Here is a 20,180-nt window from a genome sequence, read left to right on the forward strand (position 1 = left end):
GTCAGCTTGCTGTCCTCTTTCGATGTCGCGCAAGCGGCCGTCCGGGTTTCGGAAATCCGCATTTCTTCCACGTTCGGTGCACACGGCGTTGGCAGACTCCGCCGGTCGATCAGGGGTGTGAAGGAGAAACCGGTATGGGGTCCGACGTGTTGCCGTGTTACGTGGCCTGCGATGTCTCGCTCTCGATGACCGACCACATCGCCGAGCTGAACACCGGGCTGCGCGAGTTCCGCGGCGCCGTCCACGGGGACGCGTCGATCGCCGGCCGCGTGTTCTGCAGCGTCGTGGGGTTCGGGGAGCGGCCGCGGGTGGTCCAGTCGCTGCTCCCGATGGACGACCTCGCCGAAGTGCCCGGCCCGGGCGCGTGCGCGGGCACGAACTTCGGCCCGGTGTTCACGTTCCTGCGTGCCGAGATCGACCGGGACGTGCGCACGTTGGAGCGCCACCGCCTGGTGGTCCACCGCCCGCTGGTGTTCTTCCTGTCCGACGGCCAGCCGACGGACCCGGTGACGTGGCCGGTCGCGTTCGCGGCGCTGACGGACCCCGCCTGGCCGTTCCACCCCCGGGTGGTGACGTTCGGCGTGGGCGACGCGGACGAGGAGTCGCTGGACCGCATCGGCACGTTCCGCACGTTCCTGGGTCGCGACGGCATCCGCGTGGGGACGGCCCTGATCGCCTCGGTGATGCACGTTCTGTCCACTTCCCGTCCACCGGCTGACCGCACCCTGTCCAAAAGGGGGTCCGCAAGGGGGTTGCCATGGAAACGCACTGAAGGAGACGACGGTGGACCGCGCTGACCTGGTGAGTGAGCTGAAGTCGCTGCGAAAGGGCCGCGGCCTGCAGGCGAGCAGGCTGCCGGAGCGGGTCGGCCCGTGTCTGCGCGCGGCCTGCGCGGTGTCGGAAGCCGACGGCATGATGACGATCCGGGACAAGGTTTCCGGCCGGCTGTCGGAGCTGTCCCTGCAGCTGCCGGAGGACCTGCGGGTGGCGGTGCTGGCGGCCTTCGCGATCACGGCGGAGGCCCGCCAGCCCCTGTACCAGGACCGCGTCCGCTGGGCGGCCCTGCGCGTCGACCGCGACCCGCGAACGGTCCGGCGTCGCGTGGACGAGGCGATCGAGCTCCTGGCGGAGCTGGCCATGAGCGCCCCACCAGGAGCACCCCCGGGCACGTACCACACGGCGGCGCTGACGGTGGCGGTGGTGACGGAAGAGTCGTGCGTGTTCGAGCAGCACCGAGTGTCGGCGGACGAGGACGGCGTCGGATCGTTCGCCCTGGCCATCCCGGCGGCGAAGGGCCTGGTGCTGTACGGCGGAACCCTGACGGAGGGAACGGTGGAGCTGCCGACCCCGCTGCGCCGCGGCGAGTCGTGGGAGTTCGCGGCGGTGTTCACGGTGGAGCCGGAGTCGCAGCTGGTGTACGTCCCGGGACACCGCTGCGAGGTGTTCGACCTCCGCCTCCGCTTCGGCAAGGAGGCCCCGCCGGAGGTGCTGGCACTGGACGGCGCGTTCGAGAGGGACGTGCCGGACCCGGGCTACCGGGGCCGGAAGCTGCAGGTGGACGCGGCGGGGGAGGTCCACCTGCAGTTCCGCCACCTGACACCGGGGCTGGCTTATGGAGCCCGGTGGACGGACCGGTTGTGAACCCGATCGGGGAGTAACACCGGCTCGGCCTTGCTTGATGAATGGTGTTACAACGAACGGAGAGGGGACAACGTGGTCGCGGCTCGCGAGACGACGCTGCAGGAACTCCTGGAGGGTTCCAAGCAGTACCAGGTTCCGCTTTACCAGCGGACGTACTCCTGGAAGAACGCCCAGCTGGATCGGTTGTGGAACGACATCGTCCAGCTCGCCGCCGACCGGGTCGAGGATCCCGGGCTCACGCACTTCATCGGATCCGTCGTGCTCGCGCCGAGCCCGGCCAACGGGCCCACCGGCGTACAGGAGTTCCTGGTCATCGACGGTCAGCAACGCCTGACCACCTTGTCCATCCTCCTCTGCGCCATCCGCGATCACCGGGCGGAGAAGGAAGGTGCCGAGCACCGCGAGCGGATCGACCAGCAGTACCTCGTGAACCGGTGGAAGCCCGAGCGGCAGCGGCTCAAGCTGGTGCCGACCCAGGCGGATCGTCCCGCCTACCAAGCTTGCCTCTACGCCGCGCCGCAGGCCGGCGGAACTGATTCGATCGGTGCCGCGTACCGGTACTTCTCCGCCAAGCTCGTCGCGGCGGACGATCCCGACGACCCGGAAGACATCGAACGGATCGAGGACGCCGTCATTTCCGGGCTGGCGCTGGTTTCGGTCACCGCCCAGCGCGGCGACAACCCCCACCGGATCTTCGAGTCGCTGAACAACACCGGCCTGAGCCTGAGCCAAGCCGACCTCCTGCGGAACTACCTGTTCATGCGGTTGCCCAACCGCGGCGAGGCGGTCTACGGATCGTTGTGGCTGCCCTTGCAGCAGCACCTCGATCGCGGTCAGCTGGAGCAGCTCTTCTGGCTCGACCTCGTGCAACGCGACCCGCGTATCAAACAGACCGACACCTACGCTCGCCAGCAGCAACGTCTCGACCGGTTGCGCACCGAAGAAGAGATCGAGAAAGAGGTGGCGCGGTTCAGCCGCCTCGGGCACCTTCTGCGGACCATCTACAACCCGTCCCTCGAAGCCGATCCGGAAGTGCGGCGACGGCTCGCCCGGCTCCGCGACTGGGGCACCACCACGGTGTACCCGGTGCTGCTGCACCTGCTGGATCGGCGGGATCGCGGTTCGGCCGACTCGGAGCAGATCGCCCGAGGCATGCTGTACCTGGAAAGCTTCTTCGTGCGCCGCCTCCTCATCGGCCGCGCCACGGCCAGCATCAACCGCGTGCTCTTGTCGATCGTGACCGAGATGGACGGTGAGCTGCCGGTCGACCAGGCGTTGCACCGGTACCTCTCGACGGGCCGCAAGTACTACGCGACCGACCAGGACATCCGTGCGGCGATCCGGTCGATCCCGTACTACTTGAACGGCCGCCCGGCCCAACGGTCCCTGGTGCTGCGCTGGCTCGAGGAGACGTACGCCAGCAAGGAACCGGTCGACCTTTCGGAGCTCACCATCGAGCACGTGCTTCCCCAGACGCCCACCGAGGACTGGCGGCAGATGCTCGGCGAAGACCTCGACACCGGCGAGGACTTCGGGCAGGCGTACGAAGCTTTGGTGCACACCTTGGGCAATCTGACTCTCACCGGTTACAACGCCAAGCTGAGCAACAGTTCCTTCGCCGTGAAGCGGCCTCAGCTGGCCGCCAGTGGCGTGCGCATGAACCAGGAGATCGCCGAACAGGAGCGGTGGAGCCGTCCGCAGATCCACGCCCGCGCCGACGCGATGGCCGAGCGGGTGATCGCCGTCTGGCCCGCCCCCGCCGAGCGCGCCGCCGAGAGTTCCGGCCCGGATTGGAACGCCGTGGACCGGGCCCTGGCGGCGCTGCCCGCCGGATCGTGGACGGCCTACGGCGACCTGGCCGCGTTGATCGGCAGCCAGGCCATCGCCGTCGGCCACCGCCTGGCGACGGTGGTCACGCCGAACGCGCACCGGGTGCTGCAGTCGGACGGAAAGGTGTCGCCGAACTTCGCCTGGGTGGACCCGTCGCGGACCGACGACCCGCGTGCGCTGCTGGAAGCCGAGGGCCTGCCCTTCGACGCACACGGACGCGCCGAACCGGAGCGGCGGTTCGCGACGGAACGGCTCGCCGTCCTGCTGGGGGCCGAGATCCCGGACGGCGTGCCGGAGATCGGCCCGGGCCAGGACCGGCAGCTGGCCGACCGGTTCATGACCCAGCTCATCGACCGGCAGGGCCCCGACGTCGCCCGCGCGGTGGCCGAGGTGATCAACGCGTGGACGAGCCTCGGCGGCCAGCTCGAGTACGGGATCGAGCAGGAAACATCGTGCTTCCTGATGTCACGGGAAAAATCGGACCCCCGAGGCAACATCTGGCCGGCGGCGTTGTACCCGAGCGGCAAGTTCGAGGTGGTGTTCCAGCACCTCAGCATCCGCCCACCGTTCGACTCGCGCAGCCACCGCGAGGAGCTGCGTCAACGGCTCAACAAGATCGACGGCGTCGACCTGCCGGAGTCGAAGCTCGAGCACCGTCCCGGCTTCAACCTCGACCTGCTGACGGATCACGCCCGGCAGCAAACTTTGGTCGAGGTGCTCGCTTGGTTCCACGACACTGCCCGCAGTGACACCTTGGCGCTGTGAAGCTTGATCGGTTCGTTCGTCCCCCAGCGGAACGGGGACGAACGAACCGGAAACCCGGCTCTGATCCGCCGGCGCGGGACTAAGGCCGCTCACTCACCATCGGCTCCGGACGGTCCGCCGGCGAGCGGGGGGCTCACCGCGCCGGCGCGCTGGGCGAACGCCGCACGGGCGAGCTCCGCGAACGTTTCCACCTCGGCCAGTCCGGGCTTGTTCTCCGCGGTGAACATGGCCGACTGCAACACGGGTCCCAGCTTCCCGGGATGACGCTCCATGTCGGAGCGCCGGATCGGCTGGAGGATGAAGTGGATGTGGGCTGCTTCGCCGTTGGTGTGGGACCACTGGCAGGTGTAGACCTGCGCCGGATCGGTCAGCGCCGTGACGGCGGCGGCGGTTTCCGTGAGCAAGCCGCCCAGTCCGGCAGCTTCTTCCTCATTCAGGTCGGCGACGTGGACGACGTGCCGCCGTGGCACCACGGCCAAGGCGCCCAGGCCGAACGTGCCGAGCACGTGCATGACCAACCATCCCGGCGTTTCGTGGATCTGCCCGCCGGGGAGAGGCACTCGCCCGCGCATCATGTCGCACGGCACGCAACCCACGACGTCCGCGGGTTCAGGCGTCGAACGGGAAATCTGCTCAGCCGACACGGCCGGGCCTCCTTGCGGTGATCTCGCGGAAGGGGCCGTTCTCGCACGGCTCCGGCGACTTCGTTCCCACCCGGGATCGGCGCGAGCGCCTGTCAGGCTGACAGTTGAGCGAGGGTCGGCTAGTGCGGCGCTGCTGGTCATCACCCCGACCAGGGTTTGTGCCCCCGGCAGGATTCGAACCTGCGACACCCGCTTTAGGAGAGTGGGCAACAGCGTTGACTGACGCCTCTACCTGCAACTTTGTCCTCACGGTTCTCTGTGGTGTCCTCCTGAACATCACCAGGTAGCAGCGTTTCGGGTCATGAAATGGGTCATGAGATCCCGGACTGTTGCACGGGCGTGTCGCGGCTTTGAGGGTTACACGCCGGCGGGCGCCGTGCGCGCTGGTCGCTCACCCCCGGCGGTGGCGTGGATCACGCCTGAGGTCTCGCAGGTGGAGCCGGCGTGGTGAAGCTGGCCGTGCCGACGACGCTGTTGCTGGTCACGGCGGCTTGCTCGATGTCGTCGATTGCGCGCGCCGGGACGATGATGCGGTTCCGGACTCTGATGGCGGGGAACTCGCCTGCCTGAATTGCCCGGTAGAGGGTCATGGCTGACAGGTTCAGCATCGCTGCTGCCTCGGCGACGCGGTAGAACCGAGGCCGGTCGAGTTTGCGAACTATTCCATGATTCACGGCATTAACTTTCTGGGGTGAGGCACTGAGAAGCCTTCATCGCTGGTGGTGTCGGCGGCCAGAATTGGCCGCCGACACCACCAGGAGGTTCATGCTGCGGCGGAATGGCGAGTGAGGGAGTCTGTCAGTCGACGCTCGGCTCGTGACAGTTGTTGCCGGAATTGGTAGGAGGAGACGCCGCGTTCGTGGGCGACGGATGCGGCTCCCTCGCCGTCGAGCCGTACTCGTCCGATGAGGCTGGCTTCGTCTTCAGTCAGAGTGTCGTCTTTCACGGCTTGTGCCAGGACGAGGTCCGGATGTCCGGTTGTCCTGGCTCGGTACCTGACGAATGTGCTCTCGTCGTAGGTGGAGCGTGTTCCGTTGATCCGGTCTTCCTTGCCGCGAGCCTCCAGGCCGTAGCGGTGGGCCATGAACCGCAGGGACGAGTAGAGCATCGGCTTGTCCGGGTCCAGGGAGTTCAGTGCCTGGAGAAACCCTTCGACGACCTCGGCGTCGAAGTCGGCGATGTCGCCGCGGAAGTTGCGGGCGATGCTGCCGGCGACCTTCTTCAAGCCGGGCATCATCAACCCGAGTGCCGCGGTGGTCCACGGGTCGCCCTGTTCCTGCGCGCGTCGCACGACCTCGCTCCAGACGGCGTTCTTCACCTGGTTGCTGGTCTGGCGCTTGAGGAGCGTGATCCGGAGTTCATCCAGGGGGATCGGCCGGTCGGGGAGGCCGAATCCGATGACACGTCCGTCGAGGGACAGCGAGGTCGGCTGCGCGGTCAACTCGTTGAAGCGTCGTTCGATGATCTCCAGCGAGGTGAGCGACCGCTGATGGTCAGGCATTGCGTTGCCTTCCTTGTCGGGGGAGGTCGACACCTCCTAATACGGAATTTGCGGCGTGATCATGAAAGGAACCACTCGATTGTGCGACACCTGCACGGCGTGTCGCTCCGCCGTATTACTCGATGATCTGTCTACGTGCTCTGTGTTGAAGGAGAACGGTATGGAGAACAAGGCTCTGTTGGGCAGCGTGCCCGGGGTGGATCTGGGCGTGCTCGATGCGGCGCAGCGTGGAGGGCACACCTGCGTCCGGTGCCGACGCGTTCCGCTTCAATGAGTCGACCTGACGCAGGTCGGCGCGCCAGACCTGATCGCCTGCGCCGACGAGGATGCGGCAATCTGTTCGCGGCCGGTGTTCTGGCTGGCGAAGCCCTGCCCGCGTTGGTGCAACGGTCGACACGACGATCGCGATTCCAGCCCGGATCGTCGTCACTTCTCCAGCTGGGAGGAACAGGTTCCCTTGACCTTGGAGGATGCCCAGGAGATGGGGCTTGGGTTGGGGTGGCAGCCCGAGCACGTGGTCGTGAGCCTTGACCAGGGCGTCCGCGAGGAGGTCCCGCGGATCTGGTGCGGCAAGGGAGTGACCAATCAGGGCTGGCACCTGACCGAAGACGAGGCCCGTCGCCTCGCCGTGACGTTGACGGCCGCGGCGAACTTGGCTGCGGGTGAGCCGGCTGGTCAGCTGCAACTGCCGTTCGGCATCGTCGCGGCGTAAGACGACGAGCTGGCTCGGAATATCACGCGGCATGCCGAGCCAGCTCAACGCCGGCGCCGTCTGAATGTCCTCAGTGCGCGAGCGAAGCGAGGAGAAGCTCGCCGACCAGGGCAACCGTGTCCGGCGTGGTGTCGGAGCCACTGGGTGTTGTCCTGATGAGGCGCAAGCTCCGCTCGGCGGCCGTCCCAAACCATCGTTCGACGTGCAGAGCCGCGTCCTGTTTAAGCACGCCGCCGGCGGCGGCGAGCTGAGCGCGGACGGCTGGTCCTGTTTCGTCGTCGAGGGCGAGCCGGACGATGTCGAGCAGGTCGGTCGCTTCCTTCACGCGGGCCCGGTTCGGCAGCGCCTGCAACTTTGTCGCGACGAGCGGTCCTGGCTCGGCGACCTGGACAGTGTGTTCGCTTGTTGTGCCGCCACCCACGGCACGAATACGCAGTGGTGTCGCCGAACGTAAGGCCCAGTCGTGACTGAGCAGGTAGAGCCGATCGGTCGGATCCTCGGGGAGGTCGTCGAGCTGCTCCTCGCTGACTTCGAGCACGTCCACCCGAACATCGCCGGTCGGCGTGGTGATCATTGCACCTGTCCCGTCGATCGCGGTGGCCCCGGTGGCGAGCAGGACATCGAGCTGGCCAGGTTCGCCGCCGAGCCGCCGGTTGACCGTGTCGACATCACTGGTCACCCGATGCGCGGCCGAACCGAGGCGTGACAGGACGGCGAGGCCGCCGACCACGGTGATCCTCCGATCGAGCCGCCGCTCGATCTCTGGAAGCGCCTGAACCAGGGACGCCGTAACCGGACCGAACAGCTCCACTTCGCGGGGTTGATCACCAGACACGCGTTACCTCTTGCGGCGGGTCCCAACCTTCGAGGATCTCCCGGCCACGGCCGGGGTCGGCGGCCAGATCGAGCGCTACGAACAGTGGATGTGCCAGTGGCCACGGTGGCCCATCCGGTGGTGCCGGGAATCTCAGGGAACACACTTGGGGCACTGGCGCGATCCGGATGGTCGCACCACGGGCGGCGTCGGATGTCGGCATGCCCAGGAGGGTTTCGGCCCGGTGTGCCGTCGTCGCGTCGGGGACGTAGAAGTCCGGTGGATAGCCAACCCGGACACCGGCGGGAGCGCCGTAGGCGGCAGCCGCCATTGTGTCTGTCAAAGCCCAGCCAACGCCTGTCGGCGGCTCTTCCCAACCCGTGTGCAACGCGCCTGCAATCGTGGAGTCGTCAAGGAGCGCCGCGCGCGCGATCATTGTCCGTGCTGGTCGCCAGGCGCTCGCCGTTTCCCAAAACAGCTCCGGAGTCACCGGAAGTCCCTGTGAATCGATGAGCTGAGCTTCTCGCAGCGAGTTCATGACAACGGAGACCGAGCTGGGCGACCGGTGGAGTTCTCGCGCGAGTTGTCGCACGGAGCCTGGACGTCCAGGGGCGAGGAGCAAGGCGCAGGCGACCTCGAGAGCGACTTTGCCGGCGAACAGGTCGACCGGGCGGGCGACGTCGGGTGCTGCAGGAACTGCGGTATCGACAAGTACACCTGGGCCGGAAAGAAGCAGGTGACCTCGGAGATCGAGCCAGCTCCAACCCTGCTCCCGGAGTACTTCGCGGGCGGCTCCCACGATTCGATCAGCGACGAGCAGGCGAGCCGGGGCGACTTGAGGACTCGCGCCGGAATGCCGACGAAGCTGGTTCGCCAGTGACTCCGGCGTCACCGTCGCGGCAACTTCGACGTCGATCTCCAAATCCACGCCATTGATCTCGATCGTGAGGCCGGTGGAGAGGTCCTCCGCCGAAGGTGCAGCCGTGATGCCAACGGCATTGAACGCAGTGATCGCGGCATCGACAGCACGGTCACGCGCGACGGACATGTCGAGATCATGGCACGTGTTCGGTGTTCGGTCAAGCGAGAACACCAAACAGTTCCCCTCGGTTTGTATCGAGAGTAGTCACCTTAATACTCTGAGTTAGAATAATGGGTCTGAGACGGTCTCGCTGTCCATCTCAGGGACGGAAGGCACTCGTTGCAGGAACTTCCAATGCCAGCGCGGCCGGTTTTAGATCGCTCGAAGAGTCTCCGCCCCCGACCGTCTGCCCTGAGGCCATGACTACGTTACTGACAGGTCAGTGGAGCTAGAAATTCCAGTCCTGCTCTATCGAATTGTCAAGCTGGCAAGCAGGTCGCGTACTTTCGCAACGGCGGGATGCGTTTCGCTGTACTTGCGAAGCAGATCGTCTAGCAACGTCCGCAGTGTCTGTTCAGCCTCGTCGCGCTGTCCGGCCGCCAGCTGCCATTGGCCGACCTTCCTGCGCAGTTCGAACGGCCGTGGGTCTGTGGGGTGATATACCCGCTGCTCATCCGCTAGGAGCCGCTGCGCGGTTTCGATGGCGACGGTCATGTTCCCGAGCATTGCCTGGCATTCCGCGTACTGTGCCCTGCACCGAAAGACTAGTTCCGAGTCAGGTCCCGATCGCGCGGCCAGATCGGCGATCAACGCCTGATACGCGGGTGCAGCGGCATGGTAGTCGCCGCCTTCGAAGAGTATGTTCGCCCACTCAAGTCGCGCGTTGACGACCTCTGGGTCGAGCAGGTCGACGACATCGGGGTCGAGCATCGCGCCCAGAAGCTGCGCGGCTTCCTTGAAGCGTGCTTGTGTGGCCAGTTCGCTGGCCGCGGCACGTGCTTCGTCGAGATCACCTGAGATGATGTCCGGCGCGGCTGTGTTCGGCGCCGCAGTCAGGGCACCTGCACTCGCCGAATCATCGTCGAATGCCTTGTTCAGCACAGCGGCGTACATTCGAACTGGGCTGAGGTCCGTCGGCGGATTCAACAAGCTGGGGATGGAGCCGACGTCTCTGACGAACGGCAACAGTTGCTCATAGACAACCTGCGCCGAATCCGGCCGGTTTTCCGGTTTTTTCTCCAACAACCCGTTCAGCACGGTATTCAGGGCGAACGGGATCTCCGGCCGGTGCTCCCGTGCCGCGGTAGGCAGCTGGTCGACCTGCTTGTTCATCACAGCGTACGACGTTGGACCCGTGAAGACGTGCCGACCAGTCAACATCTCATAAAGTGAGCACCCCAGCGAGTACAAATCCGTCCTGGGGCCGCTCATGGCCGCGAGCACCTGCTCAGGCGCCATATAGGCAGGAGTGCCGATGCCTTGACCAGATCGGGTGATCGTCGATGTATCGGTGACGCCCAGTGCAGCGGCCAGCCCGAAGTCCAGCACTTTGACTGTGCCGTCGGGCTCCAGCATGAGGTTGGCCGGTTTGAGGTCACGATGTACCAGGGACGCCTGATGGGCCTCCACGAGTACCGAGCACACCTGCGCCGCGATGGCGGCCGACCAGCCGATTGAAAGTTGATGATGCACCGCGAGCAGATCGCTCACGCTCATGCCACGCACCCGCTGCATCACCAAGTAGGGGCGTCCCTCGTCTGTGCCGACGTCGAAAACCGCGGGCACGCCGGGGTGCTGCAGGCGGGCCGTGATGCGGGACTCGCGGACGAACCGGCGAGTCAGCTCATCCCGGTCGACCTCCTCCTGGACGCGCAGGAACTTTACGGCGACCTCGCGATCGAGCTCAACGTCGTGGCCCACCCATACCTCGCCCATACCACCCCGGGCGAGGGGAAGCCGCTCCAGCTCGTAGCGGCCCTTCAGCGCCTTACGCTCTGTCACCTGATCTCCCTCCTCGAAGGACAGGGTTATCACAGATCAATGTCTCGATGTGGTATCTGGACGTAGCGCGGGATAGGCGTTGATCGATACCGCATCCGTGACTCGAACGGAGCAGCCGGAGGCGCGGTCATCACTTGGCGAGCCCGTGTACCCGCTGGGTACGCTCACCAGAATGGCAGGGGAGAAGGGTACAGCGGACATCGCGGCAGGCGCTCAGATCGTCGTGCGGGACGAGGAGTGGCTGGTCCGCTCAGTCCGTCGCACCGAGCATGACGGCGTGAGGATCGAAGCTACCGGTGTCTCGGAGCTGGTCCGTGACCAGGACGCATGGTTCTTCACAGCGCTGGACGACGTCGAAGTGCTGGACCCACGCAAGACACGCCTGGTCGCCGACGACAGCTCCGGATTCCGGGGTGCCCGGCTCTGGCTGGAGTCCCTGCTGCGACAGAGCCCCACGCCGGCGACCGACACCGACATCGTCTCCGGGCACCGGGGGCTGGCTGATCGGATGGACTACCAGCTGCGCCCAGCGCACCAGGCCCTGTCAAACCTGCGCCCCCGCATCCTCATCGGCGATGCTGTCGGCCTCGGCAAGACCCTGGAGATCGGCATCACGCTCACCGAGCTGATCCAGCGCGGCCGCGGCGAACGCATTCTGGTGGTCACCCCGCGCGCGGTCCTGGAGCAGTTCCAGCACGAGATGTGGACGCGGTACGCGATTCCGCTGGTCCGGCTCGACTCCGACGGCATCCAGAAGGTACGGCAGACGCTTCCGGCGTCCCGCAACCCCTTCAGCTACTACCGGCGCGTCATCATCTCGATCGACACGCTGAAGAATCCGGCGCGCTACCGCCACTATCTCGCCGGCCAGCACTGGGACGCCGTCGTCATCGACGAATGCCACAACCTGATCAACCGCGGCACGCAGAACAACGAGCTGGCACGGCTGCTGGCGAGGCAGACCGACGCGCTGATCCTGGCCAGCGCGACTCCACACAACGGCAAGCCGGAATCCTTCGCCGAACTGATAAAGCTTCTCGACCCGACGGCGATCGCCGACCCGACGAACTATCTGGCCCGCGACATCGAGCACCTCTATGTACGTCGGCACCGGAATTCGCCGGACGTCAAGCTTGAGGTCGGCCATCGCTGGGCCGCGCGCCGGGACCCGCGCATCGTGCCGGTGACTCCGACCGCGGAAGAGCACGCCGTGCTCGACGAACTGCGGGACGTCTGGCTGCATCCGGCGTCCGGGCAGGCTCCGGTCACCGGCAGGGGACGCACGCTGTTCCCCTGGACGCTGCTCAAGGCGTTTCTGTCGTCTCCGGACGCACTGCGCAGCAGCATCCGGCGTCGGCTGGGTAACGTGCGTGAACGTACCGACGGCGCCGCGGAAGTTGCAGCACTGACTCGGCTCGACAAACTCGCCGAAGATGCCCAGCACGCCGGCCCGGCGAAGCTCGACGCCCTGCTGGGCCACCTGCGTGAGATCGGTATCGCGAAGAACAGCGATACCCGCGTCGTCGTGTTCTCCGAGCGCATCGACACGCTGCAGTGGCTGCGCGACGAGCTTCGCGCACGGCTCAAGTTGCCGGAGAAGGCTGTCGCCATGCTGCACGCGCAGCTGCCGGATCGCGACGTACAGAACGTCGTGCAGTCCTTCGCTCTCGCGGCGAGTCCGCTGCGGGTGCTGCTGGCCAGTGACATGGCGTCGGAGGGAATCAACCTGCATCGCCAATGCCACCAGCTGGTGCACTACGACCTGCCGTGGAGCTTCATCCGGATCCAGCAGCGCAACGGCCGCATCGACCGCTACCTGCAGGAACGCGAGCCGCAGATCACCGCGCTCGCACTGACAGCCGACGACCCCACGACCGACAGCGATCTGCGGGTCGTCACCAAGCTCCTGGTCAAGGAGCACACCGCGAACCAGGCGCTGGGCGACGCGGGCGCATTGCTCGACCTGCACGATGAGCAGATCGAGGAAGACACGGTGATGAAGTTCCTGGACGAAGGCCGCGACCTCGACGACGTCGTGCCGGAGCCCGAGCCGGCGCAGCTCAACCCGTTCGCCGCGCTCATGGCCACCGGCGGCGAGCACACGACCGACCCGCCCGTGCCGACCACGCCCAAGCGCACCCTGTTCGAGGATGACGACAACTTCCTTGCCGAGGCGCTGGCCGAGTTCACCACCAACGCCGGCGCACTCGACCTTCACCGTGACGAAGAAACGGACCTGGTCGCGTTCGACACCCCCAAGGACCTCGCCGAGCGGCTGAAAGATCTACCGGAAAGCTACCTGCGCGACCGGGAGGTACGGACCCGGATCCGGTTGTCGGCGCAACCCCGCTTCGCGGAACAGCGCCTCGCCAAGGCCCGCGCCGACGGCGACACGCTGTGGCCGGACGTCAGCTACCTCGCGCCGATCCACCCGGTCCTGGAGTGGGCGGCCGGGCGGGCGCTGGCCCGGTTCGGTCGCGATCAGGCCCCGGTGATGGCGGCCGACGTCCGCGAGCCCATCTTTCTCACCCAGGCGACCTGGTCCAACTCCCTCGGACAGCCGGTGCTGACGCACTGGGGCGCGATCACCGGTCTGCCGGATCATCCTGACGTCGGTGACTTGCGGGACGCGCTGGAGCACGCGGGGCTGCGGGAACATGCCCGCAACCGCGGTGGGGTGAGCCACTGGCTGGAGAAGATGCAGCCCCTGGTCCCGACCGCGGTGGACGTCGCGATGCAGGACCTTCGGCGTCGGCGTGACGAGATGGAGGGTGAGCTCCTCGCTCGCCTGGAGCGGCACCGGCAACGGCTCGGTGCCTGGGAACAGCACGCGTTGTTCCTGGTCGACCGCGGCAGCGGCTCCCGCAAGCGGAAGGACGATGTGCTCACCACCCGCGATGAGACCGCGGAGCTGATCGACTCGCTCGCGACCGCGGATGAGCCGTTCGTTCGGGTGATCGGCCTGATCGTGCCCACCGACGCGGCGTAGCCGGAGAGGCAAGAGAATGTACGACTCGGTCCACAATGTCGGCGACTTCTTATCCCCGCACTGGCTGTCCGAAGCCTTTCCCGGCAAGCTCAAAACGCTGACCAAGGAATGGCGCGAGCGCGCCGAGCATGGAAAGCAGAACCCGCTGCGTGGTTTGTCGGGTATCAGCGGCCGGTACTTGCACGCCAAGGCAGCGCTTCCGCGGCCGCGCGAAGAGGGCTACGCGGCCGCCGTCACCGGACTGCATGCCCTCTTGCTTGAGGCGCTGGGCTTCGCTGTTGCCTCGACCACGCTGGAAACCGAGCAATCCGAGACGCCCGTGTCGGTGCGACTCCTGTCGCGTGTCCAGGCGCCCGCCGGTGAAGCGCTGCACGTATTGCAGGCGGCACCGGTGGACGATATCGACGACCTGTTCGGCGAAGACGGCTGGTTGCTTGACCCGATGAAGGTCCATAACGGCAAGGAGAAGATCGAGTCGATCGCCTCGGTGACGAAGGCGGTGCGGCAGCTGTTCCTCACGGAACATGCACCGCGGTTCGTGCTGGTGCTGGCTGGCGGCTGGCTGGTTCTGTCCGATGTAGAGCGCTGGGCGGAGGGCCGGTATCTCGCTCTCGACGTCGACACGGCACTGTCCAGAAAGGACGACAAGGCAGCGGGGGAGCTGGCCTGGCACGCCGGTCTTGTTTCCGCCGATGTGCTTCTGCCGGTCGATGGCGGCGCGAGCCTGCAGAACGAGTATGCCGAAGATTCGATCAAGCATGCGGTCGGCGTCAGCGAGGATCTGCGTGAGGGACTGCGTATCTCCGTCGAACTGATCGCCAACGAGGTGATTGCCCAGCGGCGTGCCAACGGCGACCCGGTCGAGGGCATCCCGGAGCTGCCCCGCGAGCTGACCACCCAGTCGTTGCGGTTCCTGTACCGGATCTTGTTTCTGCTCTACGCCGAGGCGCGTCCGGAGCTGGCGATCCTTCCGGTCGGCGCGCCGGAGTATGACGCGGGCTACGGGCTGGACCGGCTGCGTGACCTGATCCAGCGGCCGCTGACCGGCCGCTCCCGGGACGGGCATCACCTGCACGACTCCTTGCGCCTGCTGTTCCGTCTGGTCAACCAGGGCCACGGTGCCGGCACCGCCAAGGAAGACGGTCTCGTGTTCGAGCCACTGCGCGCCGACCTCTTCGACCGGCAACACGCCTATCACATCGACAACGTGAACCTGAGCAACGCGGTGCTGCAACAGGTTCTGGCTCTCTTGCTGCTGTCCAAGCCGTCGAAAAGCAAGGGCGCACGACGTGGCTATGTCTCGTACGCACAGCTCGGCATCAACCAGCTCGGCGCCGTCTATGAAGGCCTGATGGCCTACAGCGGCTTCATCGCCGAGCGTGAACTCGTCGAACTGGCCAAGGACGGTGCCAATCCCGCCAAGGGGATCTGGCTGGTGCCCCGGGAGAACCTAGCGCAGTACGACGCGCGGCATGTGGTTCACCGGGAAGACCCGCTCACCGGCGAGAAGAGCCAGGTCGTGCACCCGACCGGCACGTTCGTTTACCGCCTGTCCGGCCGGGACCGCCAGCGCAGCGCCTCGTACTACACGCCCGAGGTGTTGACCCGCTGCGTCGTCCGTCACTCGCTGGCCGAGTTGATCAGCGACGCCACGCCGGCGGCGAAGATCCTCGAGTACCGGATCTGCGAACCCGCGATGGGGAGCGGCGCGTTCCTGAACGAGGCGATCAACCAGCTCGCGGCTGAGTACCTGGAACGGCGGCAGGCTGAGCTGGAGCAGCGAATCGATCCGGAGGACTACCGCGACGAGCTGCAAAAGGTGAAGGCATACCTGGCATTGCACCGCTGCTACGGCGTCGACCTCAATGACACCGCCCGCGAGCTGGCCGAGGTGTCGCTGTGGCTGAACGTGATGCACCGGGGTTTGAAGGCCCCGTGGTTCGGCCTGCACCTCAAGCGCGGAAACTCTCTCATCGGCGCCCGCCGCGCGACCTACGACCTAACCGCGCTGGGCCGCGCCAAGCAGAGCTGGCTGACGACCCCACCCATCGACCGTCCGCTGATCGATGGTGCTGTTCCAGAAGGCGAAATCCACCACTTCCTGCTGCCCGCCGCCGGTTGGGGCGCGGTCAAGGACGCCAAACAAGCCAAGGAACTCGCCCCCGAACAGGTTGAACGGCTCAAGGATTGGGCTAAAGCCATCACCCGCAAGCCCGGCAAGGAGGAGATCGTACGGCTGCGCGGCCTGGCCCGCCGGGTCGAACGCCTATGGAAGATCTCTTTGAACCGCCTAGCGATCAGCGAGCGCGAGGTCTCTCGCCACATCGACGTCTGGGGCACTTCGGTGCCCGAGGAATCCCTTTCAGTGTCCCGTGAACGGGTGGAGTCCGAGCTGAGTGATCCGGACGGCCCGTTCCTCCGGCTGCGGTTGGCCATGGACGCCTGGTGCGCGTTGTTCTTCTGGCCGATCACAACCGATGTCGAGCTGCCCGATCTGGGCCGGTGGATCACGGCGCTGGAAGGCCTGCTCGGCGTCAGCGGCAAGAACAAGGTGCGTGATCAGGCGGAACTCGTCGAAGGCGTGGACGGCTTCGACGAGCTCGCTACTGTGGACGGTCTGGAGAAGACCTACTTCGGCATGCGCGACGTGACGTCGGTGATCCTGGAGCATCGGTGGCTCGGCCTGGCGCGGGAGATCGCGCAGCGGGAAGGCTTCTTCCACTGGGAACTGGACTTCGCGCAGGTCTTCGCCGACGGTGGCTTCGACCTGCAACTCGGAAACCCGCCCTGGGTACGTCTGGACTGGAAGGATGACGAGGTGCTCGCCGAGCACGAGCCATTCTTCGTACTCCAGGACAAGATTCCGGATCTGACCTTCCGTCGACGCCGTGCCGAAGTGATCGCCGAGCCAGTGGCCGAACGTCAATATCTGGGAGAGTTGGCGTCGTGGGCGGGCAGCGTTGAGCACCTTGGTGACGAGGTGCAGCATCCCGTTCTGTCTGGACTGCGTGGGAATCTCTATATGAGCTTCATGGAACGTGCCTGGCGCTCCATGAGCAGACACGGCATTGTTGGGTTGCTGCATCCGGAGAGTCACTTCACCGACCCGAAAGGAGGGCGACTTCGTGCGGAAACTTACCGAAGGCTGCGGCGACACTGGCAGTTCATCAACGAGATGAAGCTTTTTGAGGATGTGGATAATCACACCGTCTATGGTGTGCAGATTTATGGGTCACCACGCGTGATTGCGTTCCGGCAGATCGCTAACCTGCTCGTACCAGACACCATAGAAGGTTCGCTGAACCACGATGGCAGCGGTGAGGTGCCCGGCATCCAATTCCCTTGGGGCGGCTGGGATCTCCGTCCACATGCCTCGCGAATCGTCGAGATTGCCGAGAAGACGCTTGACCAGTGGGTCGCTCTCTTCGACGAAGCGGGAACTCCGGCGCCGCATGCTCGCTTGCTTCGGCCGTTGACACGAGAACAGTTGGAGGCGCTCGCCACACTTGCCGGACAAGGCGAGAGGATGACCAAAATCGACTATCGATGGACAGGTGGTTGGAACGAGAAGGTAGCAAAGGAGAATAACTACATCGAGTGGCGAACACAGTACCCCTCGGTCTGGGATGAGGTGATCCTGCAAGGGCCACAGTTTTCGGTTGCGACACCTTTCGCCAAGGAGCCGAACGAGAGTTGTAGGAGCAACAAGGACTATTCCGAGTGGGATTTGGAGGAGTTGCCGGAGCGGGTGATCCCGCGGACCAACTACCAGCGCGCCACCGACCGTGAACGCTACGACGCGGGCCTCGCTATGTGGAACGGTAGGCCCTACACCGACTACTACCGCCTCGCCTGGCGGCGGATGGTGCAATCCGGACACGAGCGAACGCTACAAGCAGCTCTGATCCTTCCAGGGGCATCACATGTCCATACCGTGCACTCGCTGGCTGCCGAGTCGAAGCGGGGGACAGTGCTATTGAGCGGCCTCTGGGTGTCATTGGCTTTCGATTATCTCGTGAAAGTGAGCGGGAAGTCTGATATCTCGGATGAGCTCATCAAGCGTCTGCCAGCTCCGATTGATCATCCTGTAGCTCCGTATCTTCTTTTGCGCACTCTTCGGCTAAACTGTCTTACTCGAGACTACGCTCCGTTGTGGCAGCATTTGTACGAGTCGAGTTTTGTGGAGGACTCGTGGACTGAGCCGTTCAAGGACTGGCCGCAGCTTGGTGTGGCGAAGCGTGAATGGGATATGGAAACACCGTTGCGTTCAGAATTTGAGCGGCGGGCGGCACTCGTCGAGATTGACGCGCTTGTGGCGATCATGCTCGGTCTCACTGCCGATCAGCTCTGCCTGATGTACCGCGGGCAGTTCGCCGTACTGCGCAAGTACGAGTACACCATGTACTTCGACAACTTGGGCCGGAAGATCGCCAAGGAATATCACACGCACGGGGTCAAGCAGCAGCCCGAGGATTTCAAGCTCTTGCAGGCACACTTCAACGGCGAGGATAGCGGCGATCTGCTCGACCGCTACGAACTTCCGATCACCCCGGTCGACCGCGAGGCCGAGATGCGAGCCGCCTACGCCGAGTTCACCCGCAGGCTCGACCAGCAGGAGAAGCGATGAAGCCGGACACCCACACCGTCCAGCAGCTCTTCGAGCGCGATGTCAGGTACATCGTGCCGCTCTACCAGCGACCCTACGTCTGGAACGAGGACCAACAGTGGGCGCCGCTGTGGGACGACATCACCGCCTTGCTGCAACACCAGGAGAACGCCACCAGCGCCGAGCTGTGGTCGCATTTCCTCGGCGCGATCGTGCTCGATCAGGATCAGACCGTGCCCGGCCAGATCCCGCGTTACACGGTGATCGACGGTCAGCAGCGTCTTACGACGCTCCAGCTGCTGATCGCCGCGGCCGCCAAGGCCATTGCCGCCGCAGGGGCGGAGGACGACGCGGCGCTGCTGCGCGAGCTGGTCGTCAACAATCCGCGTAAGGCCAAGGACATCGATCGACTGAAAGTCTGGCCGACCAACGCCAATCGCTCGTCGTTCACCGCGGTCATGGCGGTAGATGGCCCTCCACCCGGCCACGCCGACGACCCCGACAACCTCATCGACGAGGCCTTCGACTACTTCACCCGCCAGGTCGCCGATTACCTTGCCGGGGATGGCGAGGAGGCGGACGGCGAAGCGGTGCGGGCCGAGCGGCTTCGCATCACCTTGTGCGATTTGCTCAAGGTCGTCTCGATCACGCTCGACCGTGACGACAACGCGCAGGTGATCTTCGAGACTCTCAACGCACGGGGCACCCCGCTACTTTCGCTGGATCTCGTCAAGAACGCGGTGTTCCGTCTGGCATCGACCCAGGGCTGTGACACGGACGCGCTGTACGAGCAGGTTTGGCGGCCGCAGCTCGACGACGAGTACTGGCGGCAGGAGCGCCGTCAGGGCCGGCTCAACCGGCCGGTCGGCGAGCTGTTCCTGATGCACTGGCTGACCATGCGGCTCGAACGCGTCATCCCGGCCACTGAATTGTTCGCAGCCTTCCGGCAAGGTGTGCTGACCCAGTCGGCCGACGCGGAAGCGCTGATCCGCGAGCTCTGTGCGGACGCCGCCATCATGCGGTCGTTCGACACGGTGTCGCCCGCTTCGCCGGAGGGCGAGTTCTTTGCACGGTTCGAGCCGCTGGACGCGGGAACGGTATTGCCTGTCGTGCTGTTGCTGTTCCGCTCACCGGAGGTGACGGCCGAACGGCGGCGACGGGCGCTGCGCATCCTCGAATCATGGCTGGCCAGACGTGTCCTCATGCGACTGACCGCGAAGAATTACAACCGTCTGGTGCCGAGGCTGGTCGCGAAGATGAAGGCTGACGTCGGCTATGCTGACGACGCCCTCCATGAGGCTTTGTCCGGCGCGGAGGGTGCGGTCAGCCGTTGGCCCGGCGACGACGAGTTCGTCGAGTTCCTGCGCACTCGGGACATCTACGGCACAGTTTCCGCGCCGCGCCTGGTGATGGCGCTGACCGCCGTCGAGGCGAGTCTGCGCTCGGCGAAGACCGAGAAAGCACCGATCACCGGCAAGCTATCGCTGGAGCACCTGTTGCCGCAGGAGTGGGAGAACACGTGGCCGCTCGCCGGGAGTGAGACGGACGCGGCTGCACGAACGGCTCGGTTGCACCGGCTCGGGAACCTGACGATCGTCACGCATCCGCTCAACTCGTCGATGTCGAACTCGCCTTGGGCAGTGAAACGCGCCGAGCTGAACCGGCACAGCGTTCTCCCGCTGAACGCAAAGCTCGCCGAGCGTGATAAATGGGACGAAGCTAGCATCGATGAACACGGTGGGTGGCTCGCAGCGCAGCTGGTCCGGATTTGGCCAGGCCCAGAGGGCTGGGATCAGAGTTGAGGCGAGTGGATCT

Annotated in this window: 13 protein-coding genes; 7 read left to right on the forward strand and 6 right to left on the reverse strand. The window is 65.5% G+C overall.

Going from position 1 to position 20,180, the window contains the following annotated elements; translation table 11 throughout:
* Window positions 1-134 precede the first annotated feature (134 nt).
* From ACLJPY_RS35570 to ACLJPY_RS35580, 3 genes are all read left to right on the forward strand, one after another.
* Window positions 135-797: a vWA domain-containing protein gene (locus ACLJPY_RS35570; RefSeq protein ID WP_410595367.1), complete on the forward strand. Its 663-nt coding sequence runs from the start codon at window positions 135-137 to the stop codon at window positions 795-797.
* The gene (locus ACLJPY_RS35575) at window positions 784-1,641 is read left to right on the forward strand and encodes a hypothetical protein (protein ID WP_410595368.1); all 858 of its coding nucleotides are present in this window, start codon (window positions 784-786) and stop codon (window positions 1,639-1,641) included. Before ACLJPY_RS35570 ends, ACLJPY_RS35575 begins: the two co-directional genes overlap by 14 nt.
* Before the next feature lie 72 nt (window positions 1,642-1,713).
* On the forward strand, window positions 1,714-4,236 hold the full coding sequence (locus ACLJPY_RS35580) for a DUF262 domain-containing protein (RefSeq protein ID WP_410595369.1): 2,523 nt from the start codon (window positions 1,714-1,716) through the stop codon (window positions 4,234-4,236).
* 89 nt (window positions 4,237-4,325) lie between these two features.
* Here the strand turns inward: ACLJPY_RS35580 and ACLJPY_RS35585 are convergent, their stop codons facing one another.
* The 3 genes from ACLJPY_RS35585 to ACLJPY_RS35595 form a co-directional block, all read right to left on the reverse strand.
* Window positions 4,326-4,880 (reverse strand): hypothetical protein, encoded by a 555-nt coding sequence (locus tag ACLJPY_RS35585; protein WP_410595370.1) that lies wholly within the window; start codon window positions 4,878-4,880, stop codon window positions 4,326-4,328.
* A 413-nt stretch (window positions 4,881-5,293) separates the two neighbouring features.
* Entirely contained in the window at window positions 5,294-5,554 is a 261-nt protein-coding gene (locus ACLJPY_RS35590) for a helix-turn-helix domain-containing protein (RefSeq protein ID WP_410595371.1), read from the reverse strand.
* Window positions 5,555-5,643: 89 nt separating this feature from the next.
* The gene (locus ACLJPY_RS35595; protein ID WP_410595372.1) at window positions 5,644-6,414 is read right to left on the reverse strand and encodes a hypothetical protein; all 771 of its coding nucleotides are present in this window, start codon (window positions 6,412-6,414) and stop codon (window positions 5,644-5,646) included.
* A 316-nt stretch (window positions 6,415-6,730) separates the two neighbouring features.
* Here ACLJPY_RS35595 and ACLJPY_RS35600 point away from each other — a divergent pair, with 316 nt between their 5' ends.
* The gene (locus tag ACLJPY_RS35600) at window positions 6,731-7,093 is read left to right on the forward strand and encodes a DUF6907 domain-containing protein (RefSeq protein WP_410595373.1); all 363 of its coding nucleotides are present in this window, start codon (window positions 6,731-6,733) and stop codon (window positions 7,091-7,093) included.
* A 70-nt stretch (window positions 7,094-7,163) separates the two neighbouring features.
* Here the strand turns inward: ACLJPY_RS35600 and ACLJPY_RS35605 are convergent, their stop codons facing one another.
* From ACLJPY_RS35605 to ACLJPY_RS35615, 3 genes are all read right to left on the reverse strand, one after another.
* Window positions 7,164-7,904: a hypothetical protein gene (locus tag ACLJPY_RS35605; protein ID WP_410595374.1), complete on the reverse strand. Its 741-nt coding sequence runs from the start codon at window positions 7,902-7,904 to the stop codon at window positions 7,164-7,166.
* 13 nt (window positions 7,905-7,917) lie between these two features.
* On the reverse strand, window positions 7,918-8,955 hold the full coding sequence (locus tag ACLJPY_RS35610) for a hypothetical protein (protein WP_410595375.1): 1,038 nt from the start codon (window positions 8,953-8,955) through the stop codon (window positions 7,918-7,920).
* Between the two features lie 282 nt (window positions 8,956-9,237).
* Window positions 9,238-10,770, reverse strand: a complete 1,533-nt coding sequence (locus ACLJPY_RS35615; protein WP_410595376.1) for a protein kinase domain-containing protein — start codon at window positions 10,768-10,770, stop codon at window positions 9,238-9,240.
* Window positions 10,771-10,942: 172 nt separating this feature from the next.
* Here ACLJPY_RS35615 and ACLJPY_RS35620 point away from each other — a divergent pair, with 172 nt between their 5' ends.
* Genes ACLJPY_RS35620 through ACLJPY_RS35630 form a run of 3 tightly spaced genes read left to right on the forward strand, consistent with a single transcriptional unit; the run spans window position 10,943 to window position 20,167 of the window.
* Entirely contained in the window at window positions 10,943-13,759 is a 2,817-nt protein-coding gene (locus tag ACLJPY_RS35620) for a helicase-related protein (protein WP_410595377.1), read from the forward strand.
* A 16-nt stretch (window positions 13,760-13,775) separates the two neighbouring features.
* A complete protein-coding gene (locus ACLJPY_RS35625) occupies window positions 13,776-18,386 on the forward strand; it encodes an Eco57I restriction-modification methylase domain-containing protein (protein WP_410595378.1) in 4,611 nt (1,536 codons plus the stop codon).
* Window positions 18,383-20,167 (forward strand): DUF262 domain-containing protein, encoded by a 1,785-nt coding sequence (locus ACLJPY_RS35630; RefSeq protein WP_410595379.1) that lies wholly within the window; start codon window positions 18,383-18,385, stop codon window positions 20,165-20,167. Before ACLJPY_RS35625 ends, ACLJPY_RS35630 begins: the two co-directional genes overlap by 4 nt.
* Window positions 20,168-20,180: the final 13 nt, after the last annotated feature.

Source organism: Amycolatopsis sp. lyj-23 (assembly GCF_046549135.1).
Taxonomy (GTDB): domain Bacteria; phylum Actinomycetota; class Actinomycetes; order Mycobacteriales; family Pseudonocardiaceae; genus Amycolatopsis.